At 55.8% G+C, this 23,734-nt stretch carries 21 protein-coding genes and 1 tRNA gene; 6 read left to right on the top strand and 16 right to left on the bottom strand.

The genetic code is table 11. From position 1 onward, the window contains the following. Positions 1 to 187 precede the first annotated feature (187 nt). Both AMR42_RS01830 and AMR42_RS01825 read left to right on the top strand, forming a co-directional pair. Complete coding sequence (locus AMR42_RS01830) at positions 188 to 304, top strand: photosystem II reaction center protein I (protein WP_099531763.1); 117 nt, start codon at positions 188 to 190, stop codon at positions 302 to 304. 332 nt (positions 305 to 636) lie between these two features. Then, positions 637 to 3,408 carry a DUF3769 domain-containing protein gene (locus AMR42_RS01825; RefSeq protein ID WP_099531762.1) on the top strand — a complete coding sequence of 924 codons (2,772 nt, stop codon included), beginning with the start codon at positions 637 to 639 and terminating at the stop codon, positions 3,406 to 3,408. Positions 3,409 to 3,544: 136 nt separating this feature from the next. On the opposite strand, the gene AMR42_RS01820 is transcribed toward AMR42_RS01825, so the two are convergent. Next, positions 3,545 to 4,513, bottom strand: coding sequence for a DnaJ C-terminal domain-containing protein (locus tag AMR42_RS01820; protein WP_099531761.1), 969 nt, complete (start codon positions 4,511 to 4,513; stop codon positions 3,545 to 3,547). 194 nt (positions 4,514 to 4,707) lie between these two features. On the opposite strand from AMR42_RS01820, the gene AMR42_RS01815 reads away from it, so the two are divergent. The 3 genes from AMR42_RS01815 to AMR42_RS01805 all read left to right on the top strand — a co-directional run bounded on the left by AMR42_RS01815 (position 4,708) and on the right by AMR42_RS01805 (position 6,921). Beyond that, entirely contained in the window at positions 4,708 to 6,018 is a 1,311-nt protein-coding gene (locus AMR42_RS01815) for a S1 RNA-binding domain-containing protein (protein ID WP_234406481.1), read from the top strand. Between the two features lie 5 nt (positions 6,019 to 6,023). Further along, positions 6,024 to 6,524 carry a hypothetical protein gene (locus tag AMR42_RS01810; protein WP_099531760.1) on the top strand — a complete coding sequence of 167 codons (501 nt, stop codon included), beginning with the start codon at positions 6,024 to 6,026 and terminating at the stop codon, positions 6,522 to 6,524. Between the two features lie 94 nt (positions 6,525 to 6,618). Then, complete coding sequence (locus tag AMR42_RS01805) at positions 6,619 to 6,921, top strand: TIGR02450 family Trp-rich protein (RefSeq protein ID WP_099531759.1); 303 nt, start codon at positions 6,619 to 6,621, stop codon at positions 6,919 to 6,921. 126 nt (positions 6,922 to 7,047) lie between these two features. Here the strand turns inward: AMR42_RS01805 and AMR42_RS01800 are convergent. The 12 genes from AMR42_RS01800 to AMR42_RS01745 all read right to left on the bottom strand — a co-directional run bounded on the left by AMR42_RS01800 (position 7,048) and on the right by AMR42_RS01745 (position 16,912). Continuing rightward, positions 7,048 to 7,132, bottom strand: a tRNA-Ser gene (locus AMR42_RS01800). Positions 7,133 to 7,144: 12 nt separating this feature from the next. Beyond that, positions 7,145 to 7,993, bottom strand: a complete 849-nt coding sequence (gene cobA / locus AMR42_RS01795; protein ID WP_099531758.1) for a uroporphyrinogen-III C-methyltransferase — start codon at positions 7,991 to 7,993, stop codon at positions 7,145 to 7,147. Between the two features lie 108 nt (positions 7,994 to 8,101). Further along, on the bottom strand, positions 8,102 to 8,296 hold the full coding sequence (locus AMR42_RS01790; protein WP_234406479.1) for a hypothetical protein: 195 nt from the start codon (positions 8,294 to 8,296) through the stop codon (positions 8,102 to 8,104). Positions 8,297 to 8,430: 134 nt separating this feature from the next. Beyond that, a complete protein-coding gene (ctpC, locus tag AMR42_RS01785) occupies positions 8,431 to 9,741 on the bottom strand; it encodes a carboxyl-terminal processing protease CtpC (protein ID WP_099531757.1) in 1,311 nt (436 codons plus the stop codon). Positions 9,742 to 9,817: 76 nt separating this feature from the next. Next, a complete protein-coding gene (locus AMR42_RS01780; protein ID WP_099531756.1) occupies positions 9,818 to 11,572 on the bottom strand; it encodes a glycoside hydrolase family 3 N-terminal domain-containing protein in 1,755 nt (584 codons plus the stop codon). A gap of 115 nt (positions 11,573 to 11,687) precedes the next feature. Beyond that, positions 11,688 to 12,269: a hypothetical protein gene (locus AMR42_RS01775; protein ID WP_099531755.1), complete on the bottom strand. Its 582-nt coding sequence runs from the start codon at positions 12,267 to 12,269 to the stop codon at positions 11,688 to 11,690. Between the two features lie 158 nt (positions 12,270 to 12,427). Beyond that, a complete protein-coding gene (locus tag AMR42_RS01770; RefSeq protein WP_099531754.1) occupies positions 12,428 to 13,183 on the bottom strand; it encodes a biotin/lipoate A/B protein ligase family protein in 756 nt (251 codons plus the stop codon). 188 nt (positions 13,184 to 13,371) lie between these two features. Then, positions 13,372 to 13,821, bottom strand: coding sequence for a YbjN domain-containing protein (locus AMR42_RS01765; protein WP_099531753.1), 450 nt, complete (start codon positions 13,819 to 13,821; stop codon positions 13,372 to 13,374). A 220-nt stretch (positions 13,822 to 14,041) separates the two neighbouring features. Further along, positions 14,042 to 15,169 carry a class I SAM-dependent methyltransferase gene (locus AMR42_RS01760; protein ID WP_099531752.1) on the bottom strand — a complete coding sequence of 376 codons (1,128 nt, stop codon included), beginning with the start codon at positions 15,167 to 15,169 and terminating at the stop codon, positions 14,042 to 14,044. 291 nt (positions 15,170 to 15,460) lie between these two features. Next, entirely contained in the window at positions 15,461 to 16,108 is a 648-nt protein-coding gene (locus AMR42_RS01755) for a type I restriction endonuclease subunit R (protein WP_099531751.1), read from the bottom strand. A 34-nt stretch (positions 16,109 to 16,142) separates the two neighbouring features. Beyond that, on the bottom strand, positions 16,143 to 16,511 hold the full coding sequence (locus AMR42_RS01750; protein WP_099531750.1) for a XisI protein: 369 nt from the start codon (positions 16,509 to 16,511) through the stop codon (positions 16,143 to 16,145). Continuing rightward, entirely contained in the window at positions 16,499 to 16,912 is a 414-nt protein-coding gene (locus AMR42_RS01745) for a XisH family protein (protein ID WP_099531749.1), read from the bottom strand. The genes AMR42_RS01750 and AMR42_RS01745 overlap by 13 nt, the downstream gene beginning before the upstream one ends. A gap of 335 nt (positions 16,913 to 17,247) precedes the next feature. Between AMR42_RS01745 and AMR42_RS01740 the strand changes: the two genes are divergently transcribed. Further along, the gene (locus AMR42_RS01740) at positions 17,248 to 19,023 is read left to right on the top strand and encodes a glycosyltransferase family 61 protein (RefSeq protein ID WP_099531748.1); all 1,776 of its coding nucleotides are present in this window, start codon (positions 17,248 to 17,250) and stop codon (positions 19,021 to 19,023) included. 189 nt (positions 19,024 to 19,212) lie between these two features. Here AMR42_RS01740 and AMR42_RS01735 read toward each other — a convergent pair whose 3' ends face one another. The 3 genes from AMR42_RS01735 to glnA form a co-directional block, all read right to left on the bottom strand. After that, positions 19,213 to 20,796, bottom strand: a complete 1,584-nt coding sequence (locus AMR42_RS01735) for a type IIL restriction-modification enzyme MmeI (RefSeq protein WP_143472891.1) — start codon at positions 20,794 to 20,796, stop codon at positions 19,213 to 19,215. 87 nt (positions 20,797 to 20,883) lie between these two features. After that, positions 20,884 to 21,621, bottom strand: a complete 738-nt coding sequence (locus tag AMR42_RS01730) for a Coq4 family protein (RefSeq protein ID WP_099531746.1) — start codon at positions 21,619 to 21,621, stop codon at positions 20,884 to 20,886. Between the two features lie 513 nt (positions 21,622 to 22,134). Continuing rightward, on the bottom strand, positions 22,135 to 23,556 hold the full coding sequence (gene glnA / locus AMR42_RS01720; protein ID WP_099531744.1) for a type I glutamate--ammonia ligase: 1,422 nt from the start codon (positions 23,554 to 23,556) through the stop codon (positions 22,135 to 22,137). Positions 23,557 to 23,734 lie beyond the last annotated feature (178 nt).

Raw genomic sequence — 23,734 nt, 5'->3', positions numbered from 1 at the left:
GGGGCTATCGCGTCGTGTTCGATCGGGGCTGCCTTAGCCAAGCGTTCGATCGCGATTCGACAGTGCCCCTGTGGGCCCCCGTCGGCACTGAGTCACCGTTAGCAACTCCGCTATCGCGTTGGCCTTTGTCCCGGCTTGCCCCACAACTTGGCTGCCCAAGCCTCTTTCCTCGTTCGGAGCAATACAAATGCTGGCGCTTAAAATCACTGTATACGTTGTTGTCTCGTTCTTCATTGGCCTGTTTGTGTTTGGTTTTCTGTCCAACGACCCGGCCCGGAACCCCAACCGTCGCGATTTTGAATAAACCTGGGCTGGATTTTGGAATGCCATCGCTAGCCATCGATGGGTTGTCCATCGGCGCGATCGCAATTCCGAGCTTCAATCCTGCTCCTTGTGTTGATGATGAAACTCAGCGATAGCGACCAGTTTGCTACGCTGAGTTTTTGTGTGTGGCAGCAAGGATCCCAATGGCGGCATCTCTTGCCATATCCCCAGTACAATGACCACGCAAGCACGCTCACCCAAGGGATTGTTTGGGGCTGAGTAGTGGCCGGCTGGATGGTTTACTTGCGATCGAGATCCGGCTCGATGGTGTGGTTGATTGTCGTGATTTTTTGCCCATTGGACGACTGATTTATGCCCTACCCGGTGCTACCGCCCGAGATGCCGCCGCTAGTCCAGGACGTGGCTGTAACGCGGGAAACTGAGCCGACGGCCGCCGAGGGCGATCGCCCCCCTGAGCCAAATTCAACCGCCCCCGCGTCGGTTCCCCTGCGCCGGTTAGGATCTCTGCCGCCTCGGCCGGCTCGCAGCTTGCGGCCCGGATCCTTGCGAGATTTTCGGCAACAGCACCGCCAAGACCGACGGGCCGCCGACCAGTTGGGGCCGAATCGGGCCTTGATTCATATCGATCGACAAATCGATCGACAAGTGGATCCGCCCAACCGACAAAACCCGCCCCGCCCACAGGCCGAAGAGCGGACAACTGCCACCAGTAACGGGAAGAACCCGCCGGCTGGATTGCCGCCACTGCGTCGCTGGGCAAGACCCACTCGCGATCAAACAACGCCCCCCCAATTAACCCAGTCCACCGATCGACCGTCAGCCGCCAACCCTGGCCGACTCGGGGGATCCACAGCAGTTGGATCCACAACTGAGGGATCTACCACTGAGGGAGCAACGGTCTACGCCGCTCAGGATCCAACGAACCAACCCAATGCTCAAGGCGCTGGGCAACAGCTCCGGGCAGACAATCCCGATGAGGATCCCCTGCGGAATGTGCCACCCCTGTTTCCTCGGGAAGGGCCAGGGCCGGTGACCGAACCACCCAATGGAACCGAGGGGCCGGAGATACCGCCTCCCGAGCCAGCCACGAGCGATCCACCATTCCCGCCGCGATCGAGCGATCAACCCCCATCCCCCACGGATCCGCAGCCGACGGAGCGACCGATCGACCCCGATCGACCGCCCCAACCGGTGAATGCGGGCGACCCCAACAATTCACCGAATCGAACCGATCGACCCGGTGGCGGCCGGCCCCCGCGGCCAGAGTTGCCCAATTTGCCCCCCGGCGCGATCGGGGCGATTGAGGTAACGGCCGATCGGCAGGAATTCGACTCGGTTCGACAAATTTTCATCGCGATCGGCAACGTCACCATGCGTTACCAAGGAGCCGTGATCAATGCCGATCGACTCCAGGTCAGCCTTGATAATCGAATTGCCCTTGCAGAAGGCAACGTAGCCCTCACCCGTGGCCAGCAGGTGATTCGGGGTGCAAGGATGGAATACAACCTGGTGCAGGGGGATGGTTCCCTGTTTGAGAGCTACGGCGAAATTTTCCAGCCCACCACTGGCGAAGACTTTGCCCCGGCAGAGGTGATCACCGCCGGGCCCTATAATCCCGCCCTCGATCGCCCCTTGAGCGATCGCATTTCGGCCAATGAGCCGCTGCGGGATGTGCGCCAAACGGGTCAATTTGGGCTGCAAGTGGGCACGGGCAATTTTGGGCTATTGGATCCGCCGCCGGGCCAGGTGGGCGAGGTGCAAAACTTCCGCTTCCAGGCCGATCGGGTCGATTTTGACCCCAATGGCTGGGTGGCCCAAAACGTGCGGATCACCAATGATCCCTTCTCGCCCCCGGAAACGGAAATTCGGGCCGATCGGGCCCGGCTGCGGCGCTTGTCACCCTTGCGGGATGAGCTAATTGCCGATCGCCCCAGGGTGGTGTTTGACAATCGCTTCACCCTGCCCCTGTTGGTGCGCCGAACGGTGATCGATCGCCGGGAACGGCCGCCCCAGCCCTTTGAAATTCGCTACGACGGTGAAGATCGAGGCGGGCTATACATTCAACGGCAGTTCGACGTAATTCGCACGCCCCGAGTTCGTCTGCGGGTCACGCCTCAATACCTGATCCAGCGGGCCCTATTTGACGAACAAGCCAACGGGCCGATCGGGCTGGATGTGTTGGGTTTGCAGGCTCGACTGACAGCGCAACTGTCCCCCACCACTTCCCTGCTGGGTGTGGTGCGGGCCGTGACGCTCGATCCTGATCGCTTTGAAGATGACTTCCGAGGCAGCGTTCGGCTTAATCAAATCATCCCCACCGGTTGGGGCCCCCACTCCCTCACCCTGGAATATAGCTATCGCGATCGGTTGTTTAACGGTTCCTTTGGGTTCCGCACCGTGCAACGCAGCATCGGGGCCGTTTTTGCCTCGCCCCAAATCCGGATTGGCAACACCGGCTTCATTGCCAACTACCAATTGGGCTACCAAAACATCAATGCCCAATCGGACTTTGGTAATTTGATTGATGAACCCAGCCGCAACACGGACGATCGAATCACCCTCGATCGCACCCAAATGGCCATTGCAGTGGCCCGCCCGATCGTCCTGTGGCGTGGCGAAGCTTTGCCGGCCACACCCGAAGCCGGCCTGCGCTACAGTCCCGTGGCCCTGCGGCCGAGCATTGTGCTGGTTCCTCGCTTGCAAATGGTTTGGCAAAACTACAGCAGCGGCGACTATCAAAACGTGCTCACCGGCTCGATCGTCCTCCAGGGACAGTTGGGCCATTTTTCCCGTCCTTGGCTAGACTACACAGCCTTCACCTTGGGCTACATCGAAAACTGGCGGCATGGTTCCTCACCGTTCCTGTTCGATCGCGTCGGGGATGCGCGGGTGGTGGTCGTTGGCCTCACTCAGCAAGTTTATGGCCCCTTCCGGGTTGGCTTCCAGCAGGTCTACAACGTTGATACGGGCGAACGGATCGACAGTAACTACACCCTGGAATATAGCCGCCGCACCTATGGTCTGCTGTTGCGCGTTGATCCAGAGCGCCAATCCGGCTCCCTGCAACTGCGGATCACGGATTTCAACTGGACGGGCAGCGGTCAGGAATTTGGTGATATCTAGGCCCAATCGATCGATACGGCCTGATCGCCTTCACCTCAAGCATTGATCTAAAACGATCGGCAAGTCATGAAACAGATGCCATAAAGCGATTAACAGGTGGGCATTGCCCATCGCACCGGCCACTCAAACCTTGCTCTTAAATGGGCAGGTTGGCTCTGGGGTCGAACGACTCGATCGCCCGTAATTGCTCATACAACGCCAACTCATCAGTGCTCAATTGGGTTGGCGTAGCGATTTGGATTTCCACAATTTGATCGCCCCGGCGATCGCGGTTGATCGGATAGCCCTTATTCGACAGACGCAGCCGCTGGCCGTGGCGCACCCCGCGCGGCAGGTTCATCTTCACCATCCCATCCAAGGTCGGTACTTCGATCGCGCTGCCCAACACCGCCTCGCTGGGGGTGACTGGTACTTCGCAATAGAGATCGACCCCCTCCAGCCGGAAAAAGTCGTGGGGGGCGACGGTGATTTTCAAGAACAAATCACCCCCATTAATTCCCTGATTTTTGAGGCGGATCCGCTGGCCAGTCACCAACCCTGGCGGCATGTTCACCTCCAGCGATCGGCCGTCTTCTAGTCGAATTCGTTCCCGGCCGCCACTGAAGGCCTTTTCCAGGGGAATGGTTAACCGTGCTTCCGCATCCCGGGCAACCGGTGGCTTCACGGTATAGGCCGTGCGGGTTGTGCCGGGCCGGTAGTAATCTCGATTGCCGGGCTGGGGTGGGGCCGTCGGTTCGCCGCGTCGATTCAACAGCCGATCGACAAAGCTATTGAAGTCAATAAACTCGCTGTAGTCCAGGTTGTCGGCCACCCGAGATTCGGAGCGATCGCCCCAGGTGCGTCCTGCCGCTGCCCGCCGGGCATTTTGGAATCCCTTCTGTTTCCAAAATTTGCTGTATTCGTCGTATTGGGCCCGCTTGGTTGTGTCCGAAAGTACCTCGTAGGCTTCGCCAATGTCCTTGAATCGCTCTTCGGCTTCCTTGTTTCCGGGGTTCAGGTCGGGGTGATATTGCCGAGCCAGTCGCCGGAAGGCCCGTTTAATTTCGTCGCCGCTGGCCTCTTTGGCAACACCGAGAATTGCGTAGTAGTTGCGGAAGTTTTGCATTCGGGGAGGTCAAGTTCAAACGGCTGCGATCGCGATCGGCGCTTCGGCTTTCCAGCTTACCGCGATGGGCCCTTAGGCGTTCGATCGGCTAACCGATCCGGTCGATTGGCAGCGCGATCGGCAGCAGGTGACCAGAGCCGGATCAGGAGCGTCCTGGATCAACCCGCATGTCTTAATCCATGTCTTGATCAGAGATGCCCGCTGACCCCGGAAGATCGCCCCTCAGCTATAGTGAGGGGATGGAGCCAATCACGGCGCGATCGCCCGTCCGGCTCGGATTTTTGACTTGTTATTTGCTGATTAAACCCATCATGGCCGCAAAACCCGCTGCTCCCTCCTTTTCCATGGAGGACTTCATGGCTGCCCTCGACGAAAAAACCGTCTCTTTTGAGGCGGGGCAACGGGTCAAGGGCAAACCCTTTGAGTACGCCAACGACGGGGTTTATGTAGACATTGGCGGCAAATCCGCTGCGTTTTTGCCGGTGCGCGAAGCCGCCATGCGCGAACCCTCGGGCGCTGAGGAACTGCAAAACCTGTTGCCGCCCAATGTGGAGCGCGAGTTCATTGTGCTCAAGGAAGCCAACGCAGATGGTCAGGTGACCATTTCGATTCGACAAATGGTGTTGGATCAGGCCTGGAAAGAGTTGGCCAAGGCCCAAGAGGAAAAACAGGCGATCGCCGCGCGTGTGAATGGGGTCAACAAAGGCGGCGTAACGGCGGCCGTGATGGGCTTGCGGGGGTTCATTCCCCGATCGCACCTGGTGGAGCGGGAGGATTTGGACTCGTTGGTGGGCCAAACCTTGACCGTCGTGCCGATCGAGGTGAACCGCAATGCCAAAAAACTGGTGCTCTCGAACCGGGAAGCGGCCAAGGTCGGCCTGATGGCACGCCTGAAGGTGAACCAACTCATTGAAGGTAAAATCACCGGGATTCGCCCCTTTGGCGTGTTTGTGAGCTTTGAGGGCAACACAGGGCTGCTGCATGTCAAGCAAATGAGCCAAGCCCATGTGGCCTCGATCGAGGATCTGTTCAGCCAGGGCGAAAGGATCCGGGCCGTGATTATGGAAATTGATGAGTGGAAGGGACGGATCGCCCTTTCAACAGCGGTGCTGGAAAATCATCGGGGCGAAATGTTGGAAAACAAGGCCACGGTGATGACCGAGGCGATCGCCCGTCATGCCCAGCTTTATCCCCACTGGGATGCAGAGCCGGAGCCGATCGCGGAGTCCAGCCCGGAGCCAACCGAGCAGCCCACCGCCCCGGAAGCCGCAGAATCGATCGCACCGACTGACTCAAGCGAATCAAGCGAATCAAGCGAATCAAGCGAATCAAGCGAATCAACCGCAGCCCAGGCCAGCCCCGAGGCGATCGCCCCGGAAACGCCAGACAACCCGGCAGCAGCGGAACCCGCCACCAAGCCAGAACCGGCCCCTGCGCCCAAGGCTCCGATCCGGCTGGTGGATTTGAAACCGAAACCTAGCCGCGCTCCTGAGTCGGACGCATAGCCCCTATGATCCCGATCGCCCTGGTCTTGGCCCTTTGCCTGGAGTGGGCGATCGCCCCGGCGGCGATCGCGGGTTTGCCTCCTAGCCCACTCGCCCAAGCCACCCCGAACCAACCGGCAGAAATTCGGAGCGATCGGCTGGGGTTCAATGGCCTGCGCTTGGGCGACAATCCCCAACGGGTGCGGGCCCGACTGGGCCGGCCCCAACGCACCCAAAACCAGCCCCCTGGCAACTATGACCGCTACGAGGCTTGGTATTACCCCAACCTGATTTTGGGCTTTGGTGATGGAGCGTTGGCCATGATCACGACGACGCGACCTAACTGGGGAACGGCTGAAGGGGTACGGGTGGGCGATCGCTCCAGCCGCATCCTGGCCGTTTACGGAGAACCCAATTGGCGCGATTCCGATCGCTGGGGCTACCTGACCGATGACGGGGCTTTTTTGACCTTGCGCCTACGGGGCGATCGGATCGTGGAAATTCTCTGCGGTTGGCTGCCCGATTAAGTTGGTTGCCCGATTAAGTTGGCTGCCCGATTAAGTTGATTGCCCAATGTTTAAACTGGTTGCCCAATTCATGATTCAGCACCCATGAGCAACCATGGCTAAAAAGCAAAAATTTCCGCATCTCTTGGGTTCCAAGTGGACGGCCCGCCAGCGCACCTTCGGTTGGCGACATTTCCAGGTGAACAATCGCAAAAACGAGGGCGATCGAGTCTATGCGGAACTGGTGGCCTCCTGCGATCCCAATGCGCGGTTTTGGATTGATGCGCGCAATCTCAAAAACCGTGATCTGTGGGCAGCGGGCTGGCAAACCCTCGAAGAAATTGAAATTCTGGCAGCGGTCGATCGGGGCGATGACCTGAGCGAAGAAGTGGAGGTGCTGCACCCGGACGCGCCGTGATGCCCAGCCCCCAGCCGCCACTTGGAAGGGCCATGGGGCTAGAGCGTGTCGTCAAATCGCCTGAAACCCTGATTCCGCCGTTGATCGATCGGTCGGGGGAATTAGGGTGGTGGGAATAAAGATCAACGGAGAGGGTGGGATTCGAACCCACGGAACCTTGCGGCTCACTCGATTTCAAGTCGAGCGCATTCGACCACTCTGCCACCTCTCCCGGTAAGCCCTGTTATTTTACCCCTGTCGGCGCAAAATCGACCCCTGATTCTGAGATTTCCCACCCAGTCAGCGGAATTTGAAACTGCTGCGGGGCTGCGATCGCGGCCAAATCTGCCCGGAACTGCACCACGGGGCCAATGATGGCGATCGCCGGGGCAGAAAATCCCGTTTCGGTCACTCGATCGCACACCGTTTCTAAGGTGGCCACCAATTCCGCCTGTTCAGGACGGGTTCCCCACCGAATCAGCGCCACGGGATCGGTGGGCGATCGCCCCGCTGAAATCAAGGCGGGCACAATCTGGTTCAGGTTATGCACACCCATATAGATCACGATCGTTTCAGCACTTTGGGCGATCGCCGACCAATTCACCTGGGGGCGATATTTCCCCGCCGACTCGTGCCCCGTCACAAACACCACCGATGAGCTGTAGTCGCGATGGGTTAAGGGAATGCCCGCATAGGCCGGCGCAGCGATGCCAGCCGTCACGCCCGGCACCACCTCCACCGGCACACCCGATCGCAACAGATCTTGCATTTCCTCGCCCCCTCGGCCAAACACAAAGGGATCGCCCCCTTTCAGCCGCACCACGATCGCCGCTGTCTGGGCTTTTTCAATCAGTAATTGGGTGGTTTCTGCTTGCAACTTTGAGTGGCGGCCCCGGCGTTTTCCCACGTCAATTCGTTCCGCCTGGGGATTAATCATGGCCAGAATTGGGGCACTCACCAACGCATCGTAAACCACCACATCGGCCAATTCGAGCAATGTCTTTCCCTTCAGGGTCAGCAAGCCCGGATCGCCAGGCCCCGCCCCCACCAAATAAACCTTTCCGATCGGCTGGGGAGTCGCAAAGTCGGTCATGAATGAGAACTACCGGAACGTTCGAGATATTGATCTTAAAGGATGCCTGAGCAGTATTTCGGGGATCAATGTTTGGGGTCATGGGCTACCGACATCGCCCAACTGTGCCTATTGGGGTTTGCATTTACCCGCACGAATCAGCCCCACGCGCTTGGCGATCGCCTCCGCCAGCTCACCATAGGGGCCCCACCGATCGCCCGTTGGATGGGGATTGGGCAAATCGGCCAGGCGATCGCTCGGGACAATTTCGCAGCGATCGTCTGCACAGCGCACAATATAGAATCCCGGCACTTCCATCAACATCTTCAATCTGCTGATTAACCCTAATTACCGAAATTGCCAATCAGCCAATTAATTAATTAATCACCCAATTGACCAGTCAACGAGCCGATCGCCCGTTGATGAACAGCAGCTTGCTTCCTCAAAGATCTAATCAGCTATCGGGGAGCAGTAGCGGCGCTGGCTCCAGCATTTTCACCATCCTTCAGCTTGGCAATTTTCCCTTGCAACACTTCCAAAGCCTTCGCGTATTGGGCATCTTCTAGCGTGCCAATTTTGTCGCGGTTTTCACTCAGGAACTCCCGTTGTTGATCGGTCAATTCCACCTTGATATCGGGATCGATCCCGTGTTTGTTGATGTCGCGACCGCTGGGAGTCAAATACTTAGCCACCGTCACCGCCATCCCGGAACCATCGCCCAGGTTCCGGACTGACTGCACCAACCCTTTCCCAAAGGTTTTTGTACCAATCAAAACAGCGCGTTGATTGTCCTGCAAAGCTCCAGACAGAATTTCACTGGCGCTGGCAGACCCCCCATCCACCAAAACCACGAGGGGTTTGTTCGTGAGGGCGGTGCGGTTGGCCTGTTGGCGATCGGTCTCGCCGTTGCGATCGACCGTGGACACGATCGCCCCCTCATTCATCCACATCCGCGCGATGTCAATGCTGGCATACAGCAAGCCACCGGGATTGGAGCGTAAATCCAACACATAGCCAGAAACGTTTTGGGATTCTAGCTTTTGGATGGCTTCGCGCATTTCCGTGGCAGCGTTGGCGCTGAATTGGGTCAGGCGAATATAGCCGATCGGGGCTGTGCCGTCTTTGGGCCGCTCGCTGAAACTCACCGGATGCAGCTCAATACGGGCCCGCTCGATCGTGTAAGTCATGGTGCGATCGCCCCGTTGCAGGGTCAACACCACCGTGGTTCCCACCGGGCCGCGAATCAGCTTCACGGCTTGGTTAATATCCATCCCCTTGGTGGATTTGCCGTCAATGCTCAGGATTTTATCCTTCGACAAAATGCCCGCCTTGGCCGCCGGGGAGCCATCGATCGGGGAAACAACGACCAATTCCTTGGTTTTCTTGTCTTCACCCAACTGCAATCCCACCCCCGTCAGTTCACCGGAGGTGTCGATTTGCATGTTGCGGAATTCATCGGGATCCATGAAGCGAGTGTAAGGATCGCCGAGTTTTTCCAGCATTTCCCGAATCGCTTTGTAGGCCGCTTCGGGTTGGGTATAGTCGCGGTTCAAATAATCTTGGCGCACTGCTTGCCAGTCCACCTGGTTGAAGGTGCCATCCACATAGAGCCGATCGACAATTTGCCAAACCTCGTCGATCACTTCCTTCGGGTTTTCTTGGAAGAAAGCATGACCTTGCGAAAGGTGAATGCCCGCGCCTGTCAGAGTCACAGCAGCCACCGTTGTGGCCGCCGCACCTAAAACGAGCTTGCTATTCGCGATCGGCATAAGGCTCTAGTTCATCATTCGCGCGTCTCATTCTCATCATAGTGTTTTGCCGGGTCGATGGCGATTGGCAAGGCAATTAGGGCATCGCTTGATTGAACAGGCTGCCCAGGGCGATCGCTTGGGCCCGGGGCATTTGGCCATAGCTGAATCGGTAGGGAATTTTTGACCCCAACAGCGGCCGCATGGTTTCTAGCAGGTAAGGACTGCCGTATAAAATCACGCCCGCTAATTGGTGGGATTCTTGAAGGGCTTTCAGCCAAGCGATCGCCCCTTGGGTGAGGTTGGCACTGCCTCGGAAGGGATTGCCCCGGGCAAAAATTTGCAAAAGGGTGGGTTGCTGGGCCGCCAGGGAACCGATCGCCCCGAAGTCCACCGGGCTGTAGCTGTCCACAATTTGCAGTTGCCCGATGCCCCACTGGCGCGGCCAGGCGATCGCCGGGACAAATTGCCCCAGGAAGTCACTGGCGATCGCGTCATCCACCACGATCAAATTGCGGGCGATCGGGCGCTGGGTTGGCGTATCGGCCGGGGAATCGATCGCCGCCTCGGGGGTCAGCTCCGCCAAAGTGCCCAAATTTTCCAAGGCTTCCTGGGCCAAGGTGCGATCGGACGTTTCGGGTGTCTCGGGCGATCGGGGCAGGGCCAACACCCCGTTACCGCCGCCCAAACTGCCCTCCAAAATGGCCGTCACGGTGGCCTGGTACTGAGGCTGGCCCAGTTGTCCCCGCAGGTCGATCGCGCTGGGGGGAGCATCGGCCGCCTGTCGATCGGCCGCCTGAAAAACCTTGCCCTTGGCTTGCCAAATCCGCGCCACCGATTCCCGAATCCGCTCCGGGGAAATGCGTCCCGCCTCCACAGCCTGGGCCACGGCCTCGATCGCCCCCGGGGGATCCACCGGCATCAACAAAATATCAGCCCCCGCTTCCACGGCCATCACGGGCGCTTCATTGGCCCCATAGTGCCGAGCGATCGCCCCCATCACCAGCGCATCGGTCACAATTAGCCCCCCAAAGCCCAAGTCTTGCCGCAGCAACTGGGTCAAAATCGATCGCGACAGGGTGGCGGGCAGTTGGGCATCAAGGGCGGGAATTTGCAAATGGGCACTCATCACCGCATCCACACCGGCCTCGATCGCCGCCCTAAAGGGAGGCAGCTCGATCGCGTTCAATCGTGGGCGATCGTGGGGAATCACCGGCAGAGACAAATGGGAATCGATCGCCGTGTCGCCATGGCCCGGAAAATGCTTGGCCGCCGTCAAAATCGGGAACTGATGGGCCCCGGCGATGAAGGCCGCGGCCAGTTGCCCGACCAATTGCGGATCGTCCCCAAACGATCGCACATTAATCACCGGATTAGCCGGGTTGTTATTCACATCCACCACCGGCCCCAGCAACCAATTCAGCCCGATCGCTTGGGCTTCCGCTGCCGTCATGGCTCCCAAGTTGTGGGCCAAGGTCAGCGCTTGGGGTAAGTCCTGCTGTGCCAACGCGCCGAGGGCCATCAGGGGCGGCCCTTGGGTGGCTCCCCCAAACCGCTGCCCCACGCCCTCTTCAATATCCGCCGCAATCAGCAGAGGCACGGGGGCCCACCGTTGAAACTCATGGGTTCGCAGCGCCACCTCTGCCGCGCCCCCACCCAGCAGAATCACGCCCCCCACGCCCAACTCCTGGATCCAAGATTCCAGCACCGAGGCGATCGGCTCCCAAGCGGGATAGCGAATTTGGGCATCAAACAGAAAGCCCGAAGCCCGCACAACAACCATTTGGGCAATCTGTTGGCGCAGGGTCAGGTGATCGAGGTCAGGCAAGGGGGACGGGGCCGAAACAGTCATGGCAGCAACTCTAGGCAACTTCTCGCGATTCCTGGTGGAACCATAACCAACAACGGGACTCTACGGCGAAATTCCTGATTGCCACGATCGTTAACAAACCCGACTTAACCGCCTCTCAAGGCAGGTCGATCGCCCCCATAGCCTCAAGGGCCTTCCACAACACCGCCACCCCCACTTGTTCCGATACCGCTTGGGGATCGAACTTGCCATCGGCCACATATTTTCCCGCTTGATAGTGATTGCTCCCGCTCCACAGATAGGGCGTGAGCACCGTGGGGCGATAGAGCCGATAGCCAAAGCCGTTGAACCGTTCGGCTCGCCACAGCCAAGCCCCCAAGGAACGATCCTTCACGCGCGGGCCGTCAAACTCCTTGAGGGTGAGGGCATCGATCGCACTTTCTTCCCAAGTTTTGAAGGGGCCCCGCCCGATCGGCTCGATCGTGGTGCGCTGGCTGAGGGGTTGCCCGTTGTGTAAATGGCAGCGAAAGTCACAGGTGGACTCTAGGTTGTGAATCGCCGCCACAAACCACCAGGGCACTTGGATCGCAGTCTCAATGGCCCCATAGCGCGATCGAAACTTCAAAGCGCGATCGGCTGCTTGTTTGGCCCTGGCTTGCCAGTTGGAGCGGATTTGGCAAGTTTCCCAGAGGCGATCGTATTCAGGCTTGAGATCCGGAAGGCGGGTGGAGGAAACCATCGCGAGGACAACGACAGGCGTTGCAATCTCTCTGCTAAATCCACGATAACGCTGGACGGAGATGAGGGCGCTGGGTTGGGGGAAATTGTTAATGCTGTTTGAGCGTATTGAGCGTATTGTCTGAGCGTACCGATTGATTACGGCAATTGACCACGGCATTAGCGATCGGCCCGGGAACGATCGGGCAACTCCTGTTCCTGGGCCAGGGCCCGAATGGCCGCCCATTCCCGATCGCTCAAGGGCTGTTCCTCCAGCTCGATCGAGAACGTATCCCGAGCCGCCTGGGTCAGGGTCGCCACCAGGTGCGATCGGGACAGGGGCGGCAACCGGGGTTCCAGCGGCTCCGTGCCAAAGATCTGGCCATGGAGCGATCGGTTGGGATGCAGGGCGATCGAACCATGTTGCAACACCGCCGCGCCTCGCAAATATTGAGCGCTGCCGATTAACTTTTCGCCGCCGTCAGCCAGCACCAAATCCGCATCGGTGGCCAGCGCAAAACAGTTGGCTTGGTTACGCAAACCGACCGATCGCCCCTCGCCAAACCGCAACTCCACCCCCAGAGCCTGCCAACCCGCAATCAAAAATCGACAAATTCGGCAATAGGCATCCCGACGGCTGCCGAACTGGGAGCCAATGACCGCATAGGTGAGATCATCCCCATGGAGCACGGCCCGGCCCCCCGTGGGCCGCCGCACCAGGGGAATTGGGCGATCGGCCCATTGCAACTGTTCCCAAGCGGCCGGGTAACGCCGTTGATGGAACCCCAGAGAAATGGTGGGTTCCGACCAGGTATAAAACCGCAGAACCGGCGGGCCCGCTGCTTGAACATGCTGCTCAAACAACCAGCGATCGATGGCCATTTGCACCGCGCCGGATTCGTTCAGGGTTGGGATCAGTCGCCAGCGATCGCCCATGGCCTCAATTGGTGAATAGCCTCAATTTGTGGATACACAGCCCTTACCTCGATTACTAAGGACAGTCACCCGTAGGGTGGGCACTGCCCACCAAACCGTTGCTTCATGGCATCTGCAATTGGCGTGCCAATCATTCTAGGTAAAGGCTGTATCAATCGCGGCCCCACAACTCGCCAGCAAAAGCCGCTTTAACCAAATTCCGCTTGCAGTGCTTCGTCATTGTCATCGGCGATCGAAGCCACCAGCGTGATCGATCGGGAAATTTCCCCCGGCGACAGTTCCGCCACCGTGCGGGTTGTGGTCACCACCACGGAATTTTCCGCGATCGCATAGCGGGCCTCAAAGGTGCTCAACCAATTAGCCGCCATCAGTTTTTTCAGCAACCCGGCCTCATCCTTCGCCGGCAGATTCAACACCGATGACCACACCGTCAAAGTGTCATCGTCGGTTTCGCCCGTCAGTTGCACATAGACCTCCACCGAGCCGTATTGAAACCGCCAAAGGGACGATCCGCCGCTGCGATTAACCATGGCGCTGTTTTCTGTGGCCAAGCTGGAGATCACCGTTTCGATCGTCTCGATCGCGCTGGTGGGCCCTTCTGCTACGTCCAACAAAGCTTCTTCCGCCGCCGTTGTCATAGATCTAAGTCAAGTGTTGAGTCAGGTTAGCGGGCTGGAGGGGATTTCGCCCCGCAGGAGCCGAGCAACTGGCCACAGGCCAGCCGCCCGATCGCCCCATGCCCACCCCATCCAGTGTGGTCGCAACGTTCGATCGATGCAACTGATACTGAACGTCTATTGCTGAACGTCTATTGCTGAGCGTCTGATGCTGAACCTCTATTGCTGGATATTCGGGATCTTAATTTTCAGGATTTTCAGGGCGATCGCTCGGCTTCCGGGCCACCCAATATTTGCTCAGGAAATGGGTTGAGGTTTCCACCTGCTCAAACCCGGCCTTGTCCAAATAGGCCACCAAATCATCCGTGATGTAGTGGCGATAGAACGGTTCATGGAACGCCGCCGGGAACCCTGCCAACACCGGCTCCAGTTCCGGCGCATCGGCCGCCTGAATTGAATCGCACAGCACCACCGTGCCCCCCGGCTTCGTCACCCGGAACAGCTCTTGGATCACCTGGGAGCGCACCGGCCCCGGCAACTCGTGGAACAGGAATGTGCTGGTGGTGACGTGGAAATAGTCATCCACGTAGGGCAGCGCTTCCCCTTGGCCCTGGGCGAGTTGGGGCAGCTCACCGGGCTGTTGCGACAACATTTGATTCGCCTTGCGCAGATAGGCCGGCGACAGATCCAGCCCAAACAGCGCCGCCTTGGGCAGAATCGATCGAATGAATCGCAGGGTGCGCCCCGTCCCGCAAGCCACATCCAGCACCCGCAGATCGCGCCCCGTCACTTCTGGGAAAGCGCGTGCCCCCTGGGCGATCAGGGCCAACACCCGCCGCCGCATCGCATCCGCCGTCCCGTTAAACAGCAACTCCACCTGCAAATCGTACAAATTCGCAGACCAATCGCTCAGATAGCCATCGGTTTGGTAGTGGAAATTTTGTAGGTAATACTTCGGATAACCGTTGGTGTCGATCGAGGGCGAAAACTCCTGAAAGCGCTTTTCCGACAGGCGCATCCAAGTTTGGAAACCATCCCAAATCACCAACGGATAGAACTTCAGGAACTCATCCCAAGCATTTTCAAACACCAACTCGGGCCCATAAACCCCCCGCTCCACATCCTGCCAATCGGTTTCCAGCAGCGTTTGCATCCGGCGCTGCAACAACTGGAACACCTCCGGCGGCAGGCTTTGATTTCGTTGGGGCAGGGGTTTGATCGCATTCAAAACCCGCGTGTTCATTTGCTTGTGGGCCAAGCTAAAAGCTCCCTTGCCCTGCTGAAACGTCTGATAGGCCAGCTTCAGCAGGTCATTAGGATTCGGCAGCGGAAAAGGTTGCTGTGGGCGGCGATCGGTGGTGGCAGTCATGGCAATGGGAAATTTTGAAGGGCGATCGACCCGAGACCGGGAATGCGTCGATCGCTTGGATTATTAAGGGGCAAGTCCCCGGCGAAAACCAAACCCCGATGGCAATTGGGGCGGTCTTGAGGGTCTATTGTAACGAAAACTTTACGATCAATCGGGCGATCAGGCAGTGAAGCAGCCTGCTGGCGCGGTTTCCTCCCAGCATCGATATAACCAAACAACCGATCTTTAGAATGCTGAGGGCGATCGATCGCAGTTTGGATGTTGTGGCACTGTTGGGTTTTGGCAGGGTGGTTAGACGCGAATCTCCTCGACCTGTGAGGCAATGGACTTTAAGAGTCGCAATACGCCATAGAGTCCATTTTCTGGTTGGGAATAGATTGAAAAATCACTGGAAATCGCGTAGTGATTGCCTTGGATTTTCAAAAATAAAAAGTTATCGCCATTGGTGACTAGCGCAAACAGGGGGCGATCTCGATCGGGGTTGGCACAGGCATAGGCTAAGGCTTGGGGAATGCCCGTTGAAGCGGCAAATCGGGTGCGTTTTGACTCAACGATCGCCACCCACAAGTCTTGGCAAATCACCAATGTATCAATTCGCCCGGTGTAGCGTTCATTGCGATCGTCCAAAACAATTTCGACGCTGGCTTCTGCTTGGAGCCGAAAGGGCGGATCGCAAAATCCTGCGAGATACAGCAACGGCGAAACCAACAATAAGTTCACCGTTGCTTCGGTCAAATCTCCTTCGGCACTGCTGTAGCGATAGCTGGCACGAATGCGATCGAGGGTTTGGCGTTCTGCTGGGCTGAGGGTGATTTGGGCAGTTTGGGCGGCGGTTGCTTCGGCAAAGAAGGCGGGGTCAACGGTGGGGTTGAGCTGAAAGCGCGTTTCGACCTGGCGCAGGCTGAGGAAGGATTGGGCGATCGCGAGGGTGTCTGGCATGGTTTCCTCCAAGAATGCAGCAATCCATCAACCTCTAACCTAGGGCAAATTCAGTGAAGGAGCGGATGCTGGGGTGATGGTAGCCCAGCACCAAATCTTCCTTGGGTACGCCGAGATCAAGCAGTTGTTGCACGATTTCGACTTCTGTGCCGTTGTATTGAACCCAAATTTTGGCATCCTCTGGGCTGCTGCTTTTGATGTCGATGTGCATGATCAGGCCATAGTCGCGTCGCTTGGTTGTCCAGCCATCAATGACGACGGCATAGCGATCGTTGGCTTCATCAAAGATGGGGTTAACGGCGATCGCCCTGGCTTCGGGACGAATGGAAGCGTTGCGACGAAATTCGCAAAAATCGTTCAGCACTTCTTTGACGTATTGCCGATAGGTCGCTAGTTTTTCCATAGGGCAATGGTCTCCGTTGCGGGTTCATAAACTAACAGTTTGATTTGGTAATTCGTAATCGACATTTTAATAAATTCAAGCGTAAAGAAGCTTTCATAAATAACTTGGGGAACAGCCAGGAAGAGTTCCCGATCGGGATCGCCGACTTGTAAGGCTAATCGATAGTTTAAAAATTGACCGAGTGCTAAATGAAACTCAGCAATTTCGGATCGTCCGCCAAAGGTTTTAATTTCTACAGCAATCTTCTGGCCGGCGCGTTCTGCTGCTAGCAGCTTTTCTGCCCCCAAGTCGATATACAAATCAACGCCGCCGAGCTTGAGACTCAGGGGATCATCCGTAATAAACCAATTCTCTTTTTCTAATGCGTTCCGAACGGCTTGGTGAAATAGATCTTTGGCCATAGAAATTGTCTTGGGCGATCGCGTTAGGCTTGCGAGCTGAGTTGGATTTTAGCTTAATCCCCAATTCTGCCGTAGGGTGCGTAGGGCAACGGTTCGCAGGTTCCCGAGGTGGGTTTTTCGCCCTACGCACCGCTGCTATGTCGCGGCTGCTCCCTAGTGCATCCCAACGCCGTCGCCAATGGGTCGCCACTGGGTGCGTTGTTCAGGGGTAGCGTGATAGAGCTGTGGAAAATAGCCAACCCAAAGTGAGATCGATGAGCAAAAGCTGGCTATAGATGTATCGTATGTTGATGAGCTTCAGCAATACAGTCCAACCCAATCAGTAGAATGGCGTTATGAAAATCAGTAGTTTAGGCGAGAAAATTGCCCAAGCGAAAGCTTTGACTGATCAAGAACAGGTATTTGCCATAGTTTCTCACTATTGCCAAAAACTAGATGCCTGTCCCGAATGGTTAGATGGCTACAACTTCTTAGCCAAAATACTCACCGAACAAGAAGCTGTGCCGGAAGCAATCACTGTTTATCAGCAGGCCATTCAAGTTTTTCCAGAGCAAGCCACGCTCTATGTCAATCTAGCAACCTTGCTGTTAACTCAAAGTCATTTTGCTGCTGCCTTACGGGCCTATGAACAGGCGATTTTACTAGATCCTAATTGGCATCACAGCTATCTGTGCCTGGCTCGGCTGCATAAATATTTGGCACAGCTAGAGGACGCAGTTGCCGTTTGCGATCGCGGTTTGAAGGTTTCTCCTGGGGCAGGTGATTTATGGCAACTTCGATCGCAGTGCTTGGAACAACAAGGACGATGGGAGGCGGCCATTGAAGGCTATTTGCATCTGCTAGCAACCAATCCTGGCTCGGATGTAGCCTATCAGGCGATCAAGCGCCTGGGTGTTGACCATCAGCGCCAAGATTGGTTTGATTTCTGCTCTCAGCATGACTTAACTCCCTCGCTCTTGCATCGCTTTAGTCAAATTATTTCCTGTGACGATAGCCTTGTTTGGTCAACAGCATTGCCCCAAAATTCATCTAATCAAGATGACGGAGCATTAACACTTAACCCCCAATTAGGTGATTGCTTTGAGCTTAAGGCAGCCATGGTTTGGATTGAATCACAAGCCGTTGCAATTTTAAATCATGAGAAAAAGTTTCTAGTGGAAACTTGTAGTGGCAAGCTATCAACTCTGATATGGGAAAAATTTGCACCTGATTGGCCAGAAGTTCAGCCAGGAAAAGCATTGATTCTGTCTACTTTATGCGGAGAAAATTACTATCACTGGATGTTTGATATCTTGCCTAGAATTGGCAGATACAAAGAAAAGTTTTATCAGGACAAGAATGCTCTTGATAAAATTGATTATTTTGTTTTTGACAAAATCAATCACCCGTTTCACAAAGAATCCTTAAGTTTGCTTGGCATCGAAGCTAGCAAAGTAATAGAAACAGGCAACCAAGCAGTCTTATGTTTTGAGTCTGTCCTAGTACCGTCCTATATGAACGGCATCACACGCTATGCCTGTAATTTTTTGCGAAATACGTTCTTGAGCCGCGCCTTACAGCCGCAGGAATTGACGGCGATCACTGGCAGTGTGGAATTACAAGCCACAGACGCTCAACCCACAGAGAACCATCTGGCTAGGGAAACAAGCAGCTTGTCTATTCATCCCTTGGGCGCTGACAAGTCAGCCAAAAAAATCTATATCACACGCAGTAAAGCAAGTTACCGGCGGTTGCTCAATGAGACAGAAGTGATGGAGTTTCTTATAGCCGAAGGATTTGAGATTGTTGAACTGGAAACACTGCCATTGTTGAAACAAGTAGCCATGTTTGCCACTGCGGAAGTGGTGGTTGCGCCCCATGGGGCTGGGCTAACTAATTTAGTGTTTGCCTCGCCTGGAACCTGGGTTCTTGAATTGCTATCGATTGCTTATCGACCAGTCTGCTACAAAGTGATCAGCGAGTTTGTGGACTTAAATTATCGCTATGTGATTGGGGAAGCCATTCAGCGCGCAGATGGACTGTTTCAAGAGGAACCAGCTTGGTACGACCTGAGAATAGATTTAGAAAAAATCAAGGCAATTTTGGCAGAATTTAGCTCCTCACCCAGTTGACTTAATTCCTACAAAAATCACCCTATTAGTCTAAGCACACTGCATCAACTACCCCTGCTGTTTCCTCAGAATTTCGGAATTTGTTGCGCCTCGTTCTCCTCCGTCTCCACCTCTACTAACATGCCATCATGGTTTCGGGCCTCCCGTTTTGCCCTAGCCTAGGATGACCAACTCTGGAATGCCAACGGGCTAGCTAGTGATGCAATCGGCGCTGATTAAAGGCTGGCGATCGCCCACCCAAGGGGGCAAACCCGGCCCCAAAACCGGTTCTCCCGATCGCTCGGCTGCTGCCACAGTTTGGTTGAGTTGAAACAGAAAGGCCAGGGGATCGGTGCGATCGTCCCAACCGTAGGCCGCAGCTACGGCCCGATCGAGCGCGGCATGGGCCCGGTGCAGCGGGGTATCGCCCGGTTGATCCAAGGTTTTATACAAATCGCACAGGCTCCATTGGGCTTCGGCCATCAGGGTTTCGCGCAATTGGCGCAGGGCGCGGGCGGCTTCTGCCACGGCCGTAATTTGGGCGATCGTCACCGTTTGCGGCCAAGGAAAGGTGTCAAAAACGGTGTTGGAGGTGTAGCGAAAATCGCCTTTTAAGGTTGAACATTGGCGGGTGAACCATTGCCAATGCAACGAAGATTGCAAAATGCCAAAGGAATAATCATCATCTAATGGAAAAACAATCAAGGCGGCATTGGGACGGATACGACCTGAAACAAATGCAAAGATCGGACGTTTTGTTACCTGTCCGCAAACAATATAGCGATCGCCCTGGCTGATTTTTGCAATCATTTCAGGGCGCGGGTAAGACAGGAGCCACCAGCGATTTAAAAAATTCTGGTGGTGATGATTAACTTTCGCTTTTGGGTTTTTCTTCAAGACCGCTTGATTGCGATCGGCTTCTGCTTGGGCGGCCTGTTGCCGGGTCGGTAAGACCTCATTCTTAATCTGTTTAAAAATTGCTGGATAGGTTTTTGCAGTCTCTAGGGATTGGGGATGAAAATCAATCACGTAGCGTTGCGGTTGCGGCGGCACACTCGATAGTAATTCATGGGCATCGGCTTCGGTGTAGGGGGGATTTTTCAGGCGATCGCGCCGATCACAAAGCGATCGATACAGCAGCCCCATCCGTTGGGCCGCCGTCGCCGTCACCTCCACAATTTGCCCGTCGCGAAACTTGGGTTTTGCGGCTCCCCGTTCCATGAAGCGGAAGGCTTCGGGATGAAACGGCAATTCATCGAGGGCTAACCGTTCAACGGGAATGCTGACCGATTGGGTGAGGTCGTAAATCCAAAACTGCTCGAAATTGCAAAGGATGATGTATTGCGGTTGGGGCGTGAGGCGTTGGGCATAGCCCCAGGCTTGGTTGTAGTGGCGATCGAGATGTCGCTCCGATCGCCGCTTCAGTTCAATCAACAGCGAACCATCGGGCCAATACAAATCGGCGTAACCCGTCTGGCCCTTACGGCTGCCCTGATCCACCACTTGCTCGATCGTGGCTCCCGCCTGCTTGGTTCCGGCATACCCAAACGCCTGAAAAAACGCCTCCAGGAACGGCCTGCTATTACTGCGTTCCGTCGCTGCGGGTTGCGACAGGATATAGGTTTGGCAAAAGGTGACAAACTCCTGAAGTCGATCGCGGTTCACTGGCGGTAGGAATTGCAGATCAGCAGATGGGCCAAGGGCTGGGCAGCCATACCCATTAAAGCGTTGATGATGGGTGGGGCGATCGGGGCAGCCTTGACCCGCCCAAAAGACGAGAGGCGATCGAGCCAAGCTTGCCCATAGAGCAAACGACTCGATCGCCTCTGAAGTTACGACTAATTCATCAGCTCAGATTTAACTGAAATGGCTGCATGAAATTCATGATGAATACTGAATGGGTTGAATATTCAGCTCTGCTTGCCATTGGCTCAAGGGCTTTTCCCATCCCTCTTCCCACTTTTGAGCAAACAGAGGTTGAGCAGCCTTCCCCATTTGAAATCCCTGAGTGATCGCCTCTAGCAAAAATGGCAATGTTGTGGGTGCCATCAGAGTGCTGATAATCAAACTATTTGCAATCAACATGCTGGCTAATGGATAGGGAAATTGTGGCAAATGAAAGGCCTGCAAGCCAATTTCGCCAACTTCAGAGGGAGCAAACCCAGTCACAATATGCCAAAGATCATGGGTTTGACTCAGACGCATTTCAACATATTCAGCATCAGATTGGGCAGTCATGCCAGCGTGTAAATTGGGATCAAAGCCCTTTTTTTTCATTTCTGCTGCATAGATATACCCCAGCGAATCAGGAGGCAGGGTCAGCAGGGTTTCTAAATCATGGGCCGGTGGCAGATAGCGCTCACGGATTAAGGCGGCACAAGCCGGATTCTGGCTGAGATACTGTGCTGCCAAAGCGTAGGCGGGAGTTTCCAGCAAGCCATCCACTAGTTCACCAACCGTTTTCAGGCTACTGCTGCCAAGCAGCATGGCAGTGAATGACTTGAAAATCAAAAACTTTGAAAAAAACGACTTCATACCCTGAAAAAAAGAATTGGGGGTCGGCGGTTGCATGGAACCGGTCAAAGAGTCGTTCAATGTCGCTGAATGAAGCGGTTGCATAGACAGTAGCTCCAGGGAACTGCAAAGTGAACCCAACCACCTCTCGATGGAGGGTGAAGTTGCTGAATAGTCGGGAGAAAGCTAGCACTTCCGTTCGTTAGCTCATACCCTGGCGGGACGGTGCTTTCAGGGGTGGGGCAACTCGGAAAATGAGTATCTCTCATGTTTTTAGAATATCAGCAGAATTTTTGTCTTGTCAAGCAAAACATGAATAAATTTCATTTTTAATTCAACTCGACAGACGAGAGCAGTCTGAAATCTCAAGCGCGACGACTGGCCCGTCCTAGGCTGGCAACTGTCATCAACCACCATGATCTGCGTTATTTCAGTCCTGACTTCGCCCGATTGATCGCTCCAAACAGTTCCAACCCCAAAAAACAAGAGGCGATCGAGCCAGGCTTGCCAACAGAGCAAACGACTCGATCGCCTTTTTAGTTGTGAGATTACCGGTTGGGTTGGCCAGGGCGATTTATTCAGCCCCAGCGCAACCCAGCCACCTAACCCATTCAGGAATTAGGCATCGTAGTACAGCAGGTACTCGTAGGGGTGCGGACGCAGGCGCATCGGGTTCACTTCCGCATCCAGCTTGTAGGTGATCCAGTTGTCGATGAAGTCATCGGTGAACACACCCGAAGCGGTCAAGAAGCCGCGATCTTGATCCAACGCTTCCAGTGCGCCTTCCAGCGAACCGGGGGTCGAAGGAACCTTGCTCAGTTCTTCGGGGCTGAGGTCGTAGATGTCCACATCCAGCGGTTCGCCCGGATCGATTTCGTTCTTGATCCCGTCGAGACCCGCCAACAGCATGGCCGAGAACGCCAGGTAGGGGTTGGAGGTTGCGTCGGGGCAACGGAATTCCAGACGCTTGGCCTTGGGGTTCGAGCCGGTCAGCGGAATCCGGATCGAAGCCGATCGGTTACCGGCCGAGTAAGCCAAGTTCACCGGCGCTTCAAAGCCCGGCACCAAGCGCTTGTAGGAGTTGAGGGTGGGGTTGGTGAAGGCCAACACAGCGGGAGCGTGCTTCAGCAAACCACCGATGAAGTTCAATGCCATCTTGCTCAGGTTGGCATAGCCATCAGGGCTGAAGAACAGGGGCTGGCCATCCTTCCAAATGGACATGTGGGTGTGCATCCCGGAGCCGTTGTCGTTAAACAGCGGCTTGGGCATGAAGGTGACGGTCTTGCCGTACTTCTTAGCCACGTTCTTGATCACGTACTTGTAGGTCAGTACGTTGTCAGCGGCGCTGATCAGGTCGCTGAACTTCATGCCCAGCTCGCACTGGCCGGCGGTTGCCACTTCGTGGTGATGCTTTTCAATGGGCACGCCACACTTGCCCATGGTCAGTAGCATTTCGGTGCGGATGTCTTGCAGGGTGTCGCTGGGAGCAACGGGGAAGTAGCCACGCTTGTAGCCAATTTTGTTGCCCAGGTTGCCACCAGCTTCAATCCGACCCGAGTTCCACTGGGCTTCGATCGAATCCACGTGGTAGTAGGATTCGTGCTCGTTTTGGCCGTAGCGAACATCGTCGAAGATGAAGAATTCCGGTTCGGGGCCGCAATATACGGTGTCGCCGATGCCGGTGCTTTGCAGGTAGCCCAACACGCGAGCCGCGATCGAGCGGGGGTCGCGATCGTACCACTCGCCGGTACGGGGTTCTTTGATCGAGCAGACCATGCTCAGGGTGGGCACTTCCATGAACGGATCCATCCAGGCGGTGTTGGGATCAGCCACCATGGACATGTCGGAAGCTTGGATACCCTTCCAACCGCGAATACTGGAACCATCGAAGGCCACGCCCTCGGTGAAGGCTTCTTCGTCGATAAGGCTGCGATGGAAGGTGCAGTGCTGCCAGATCCCGAAGAGATCGACAAACTTCAGGTCGATCATCTCGATATTTTGGTCTTGAATCATTTTCAAGACATCTTGGGCAGTCGTCATGAACGAACTCCTTGAACCTGTTTGTTTAGTCGCTCTTTGGAATAGATGCGAGGCACTGCCCCTCTGTCACGGTTGCGCTTAGAGCAAAACCTATAAATGACGCTTACTCGGGGTAGCGCTACATTCGTCACATCCTAAAGAGAGGCTAGGGCGGTTTTTGTATCAGAAACTACTATTT

It is taken from the genome of Limnothrix sp. PR1529 (assembly GCF_002742025.1).
Taxonomy (GTDB): domain Bacteria; phylum Cyanobacteriota; class Cyanobacteriia; order CACIAM-69d; family CACIAM-69d; genus CACIAM-69d.
Note: the sequence above shows the minus strand (reverse complement) of the source record. Positions and strands in the feature narration are given on the sequence as shown.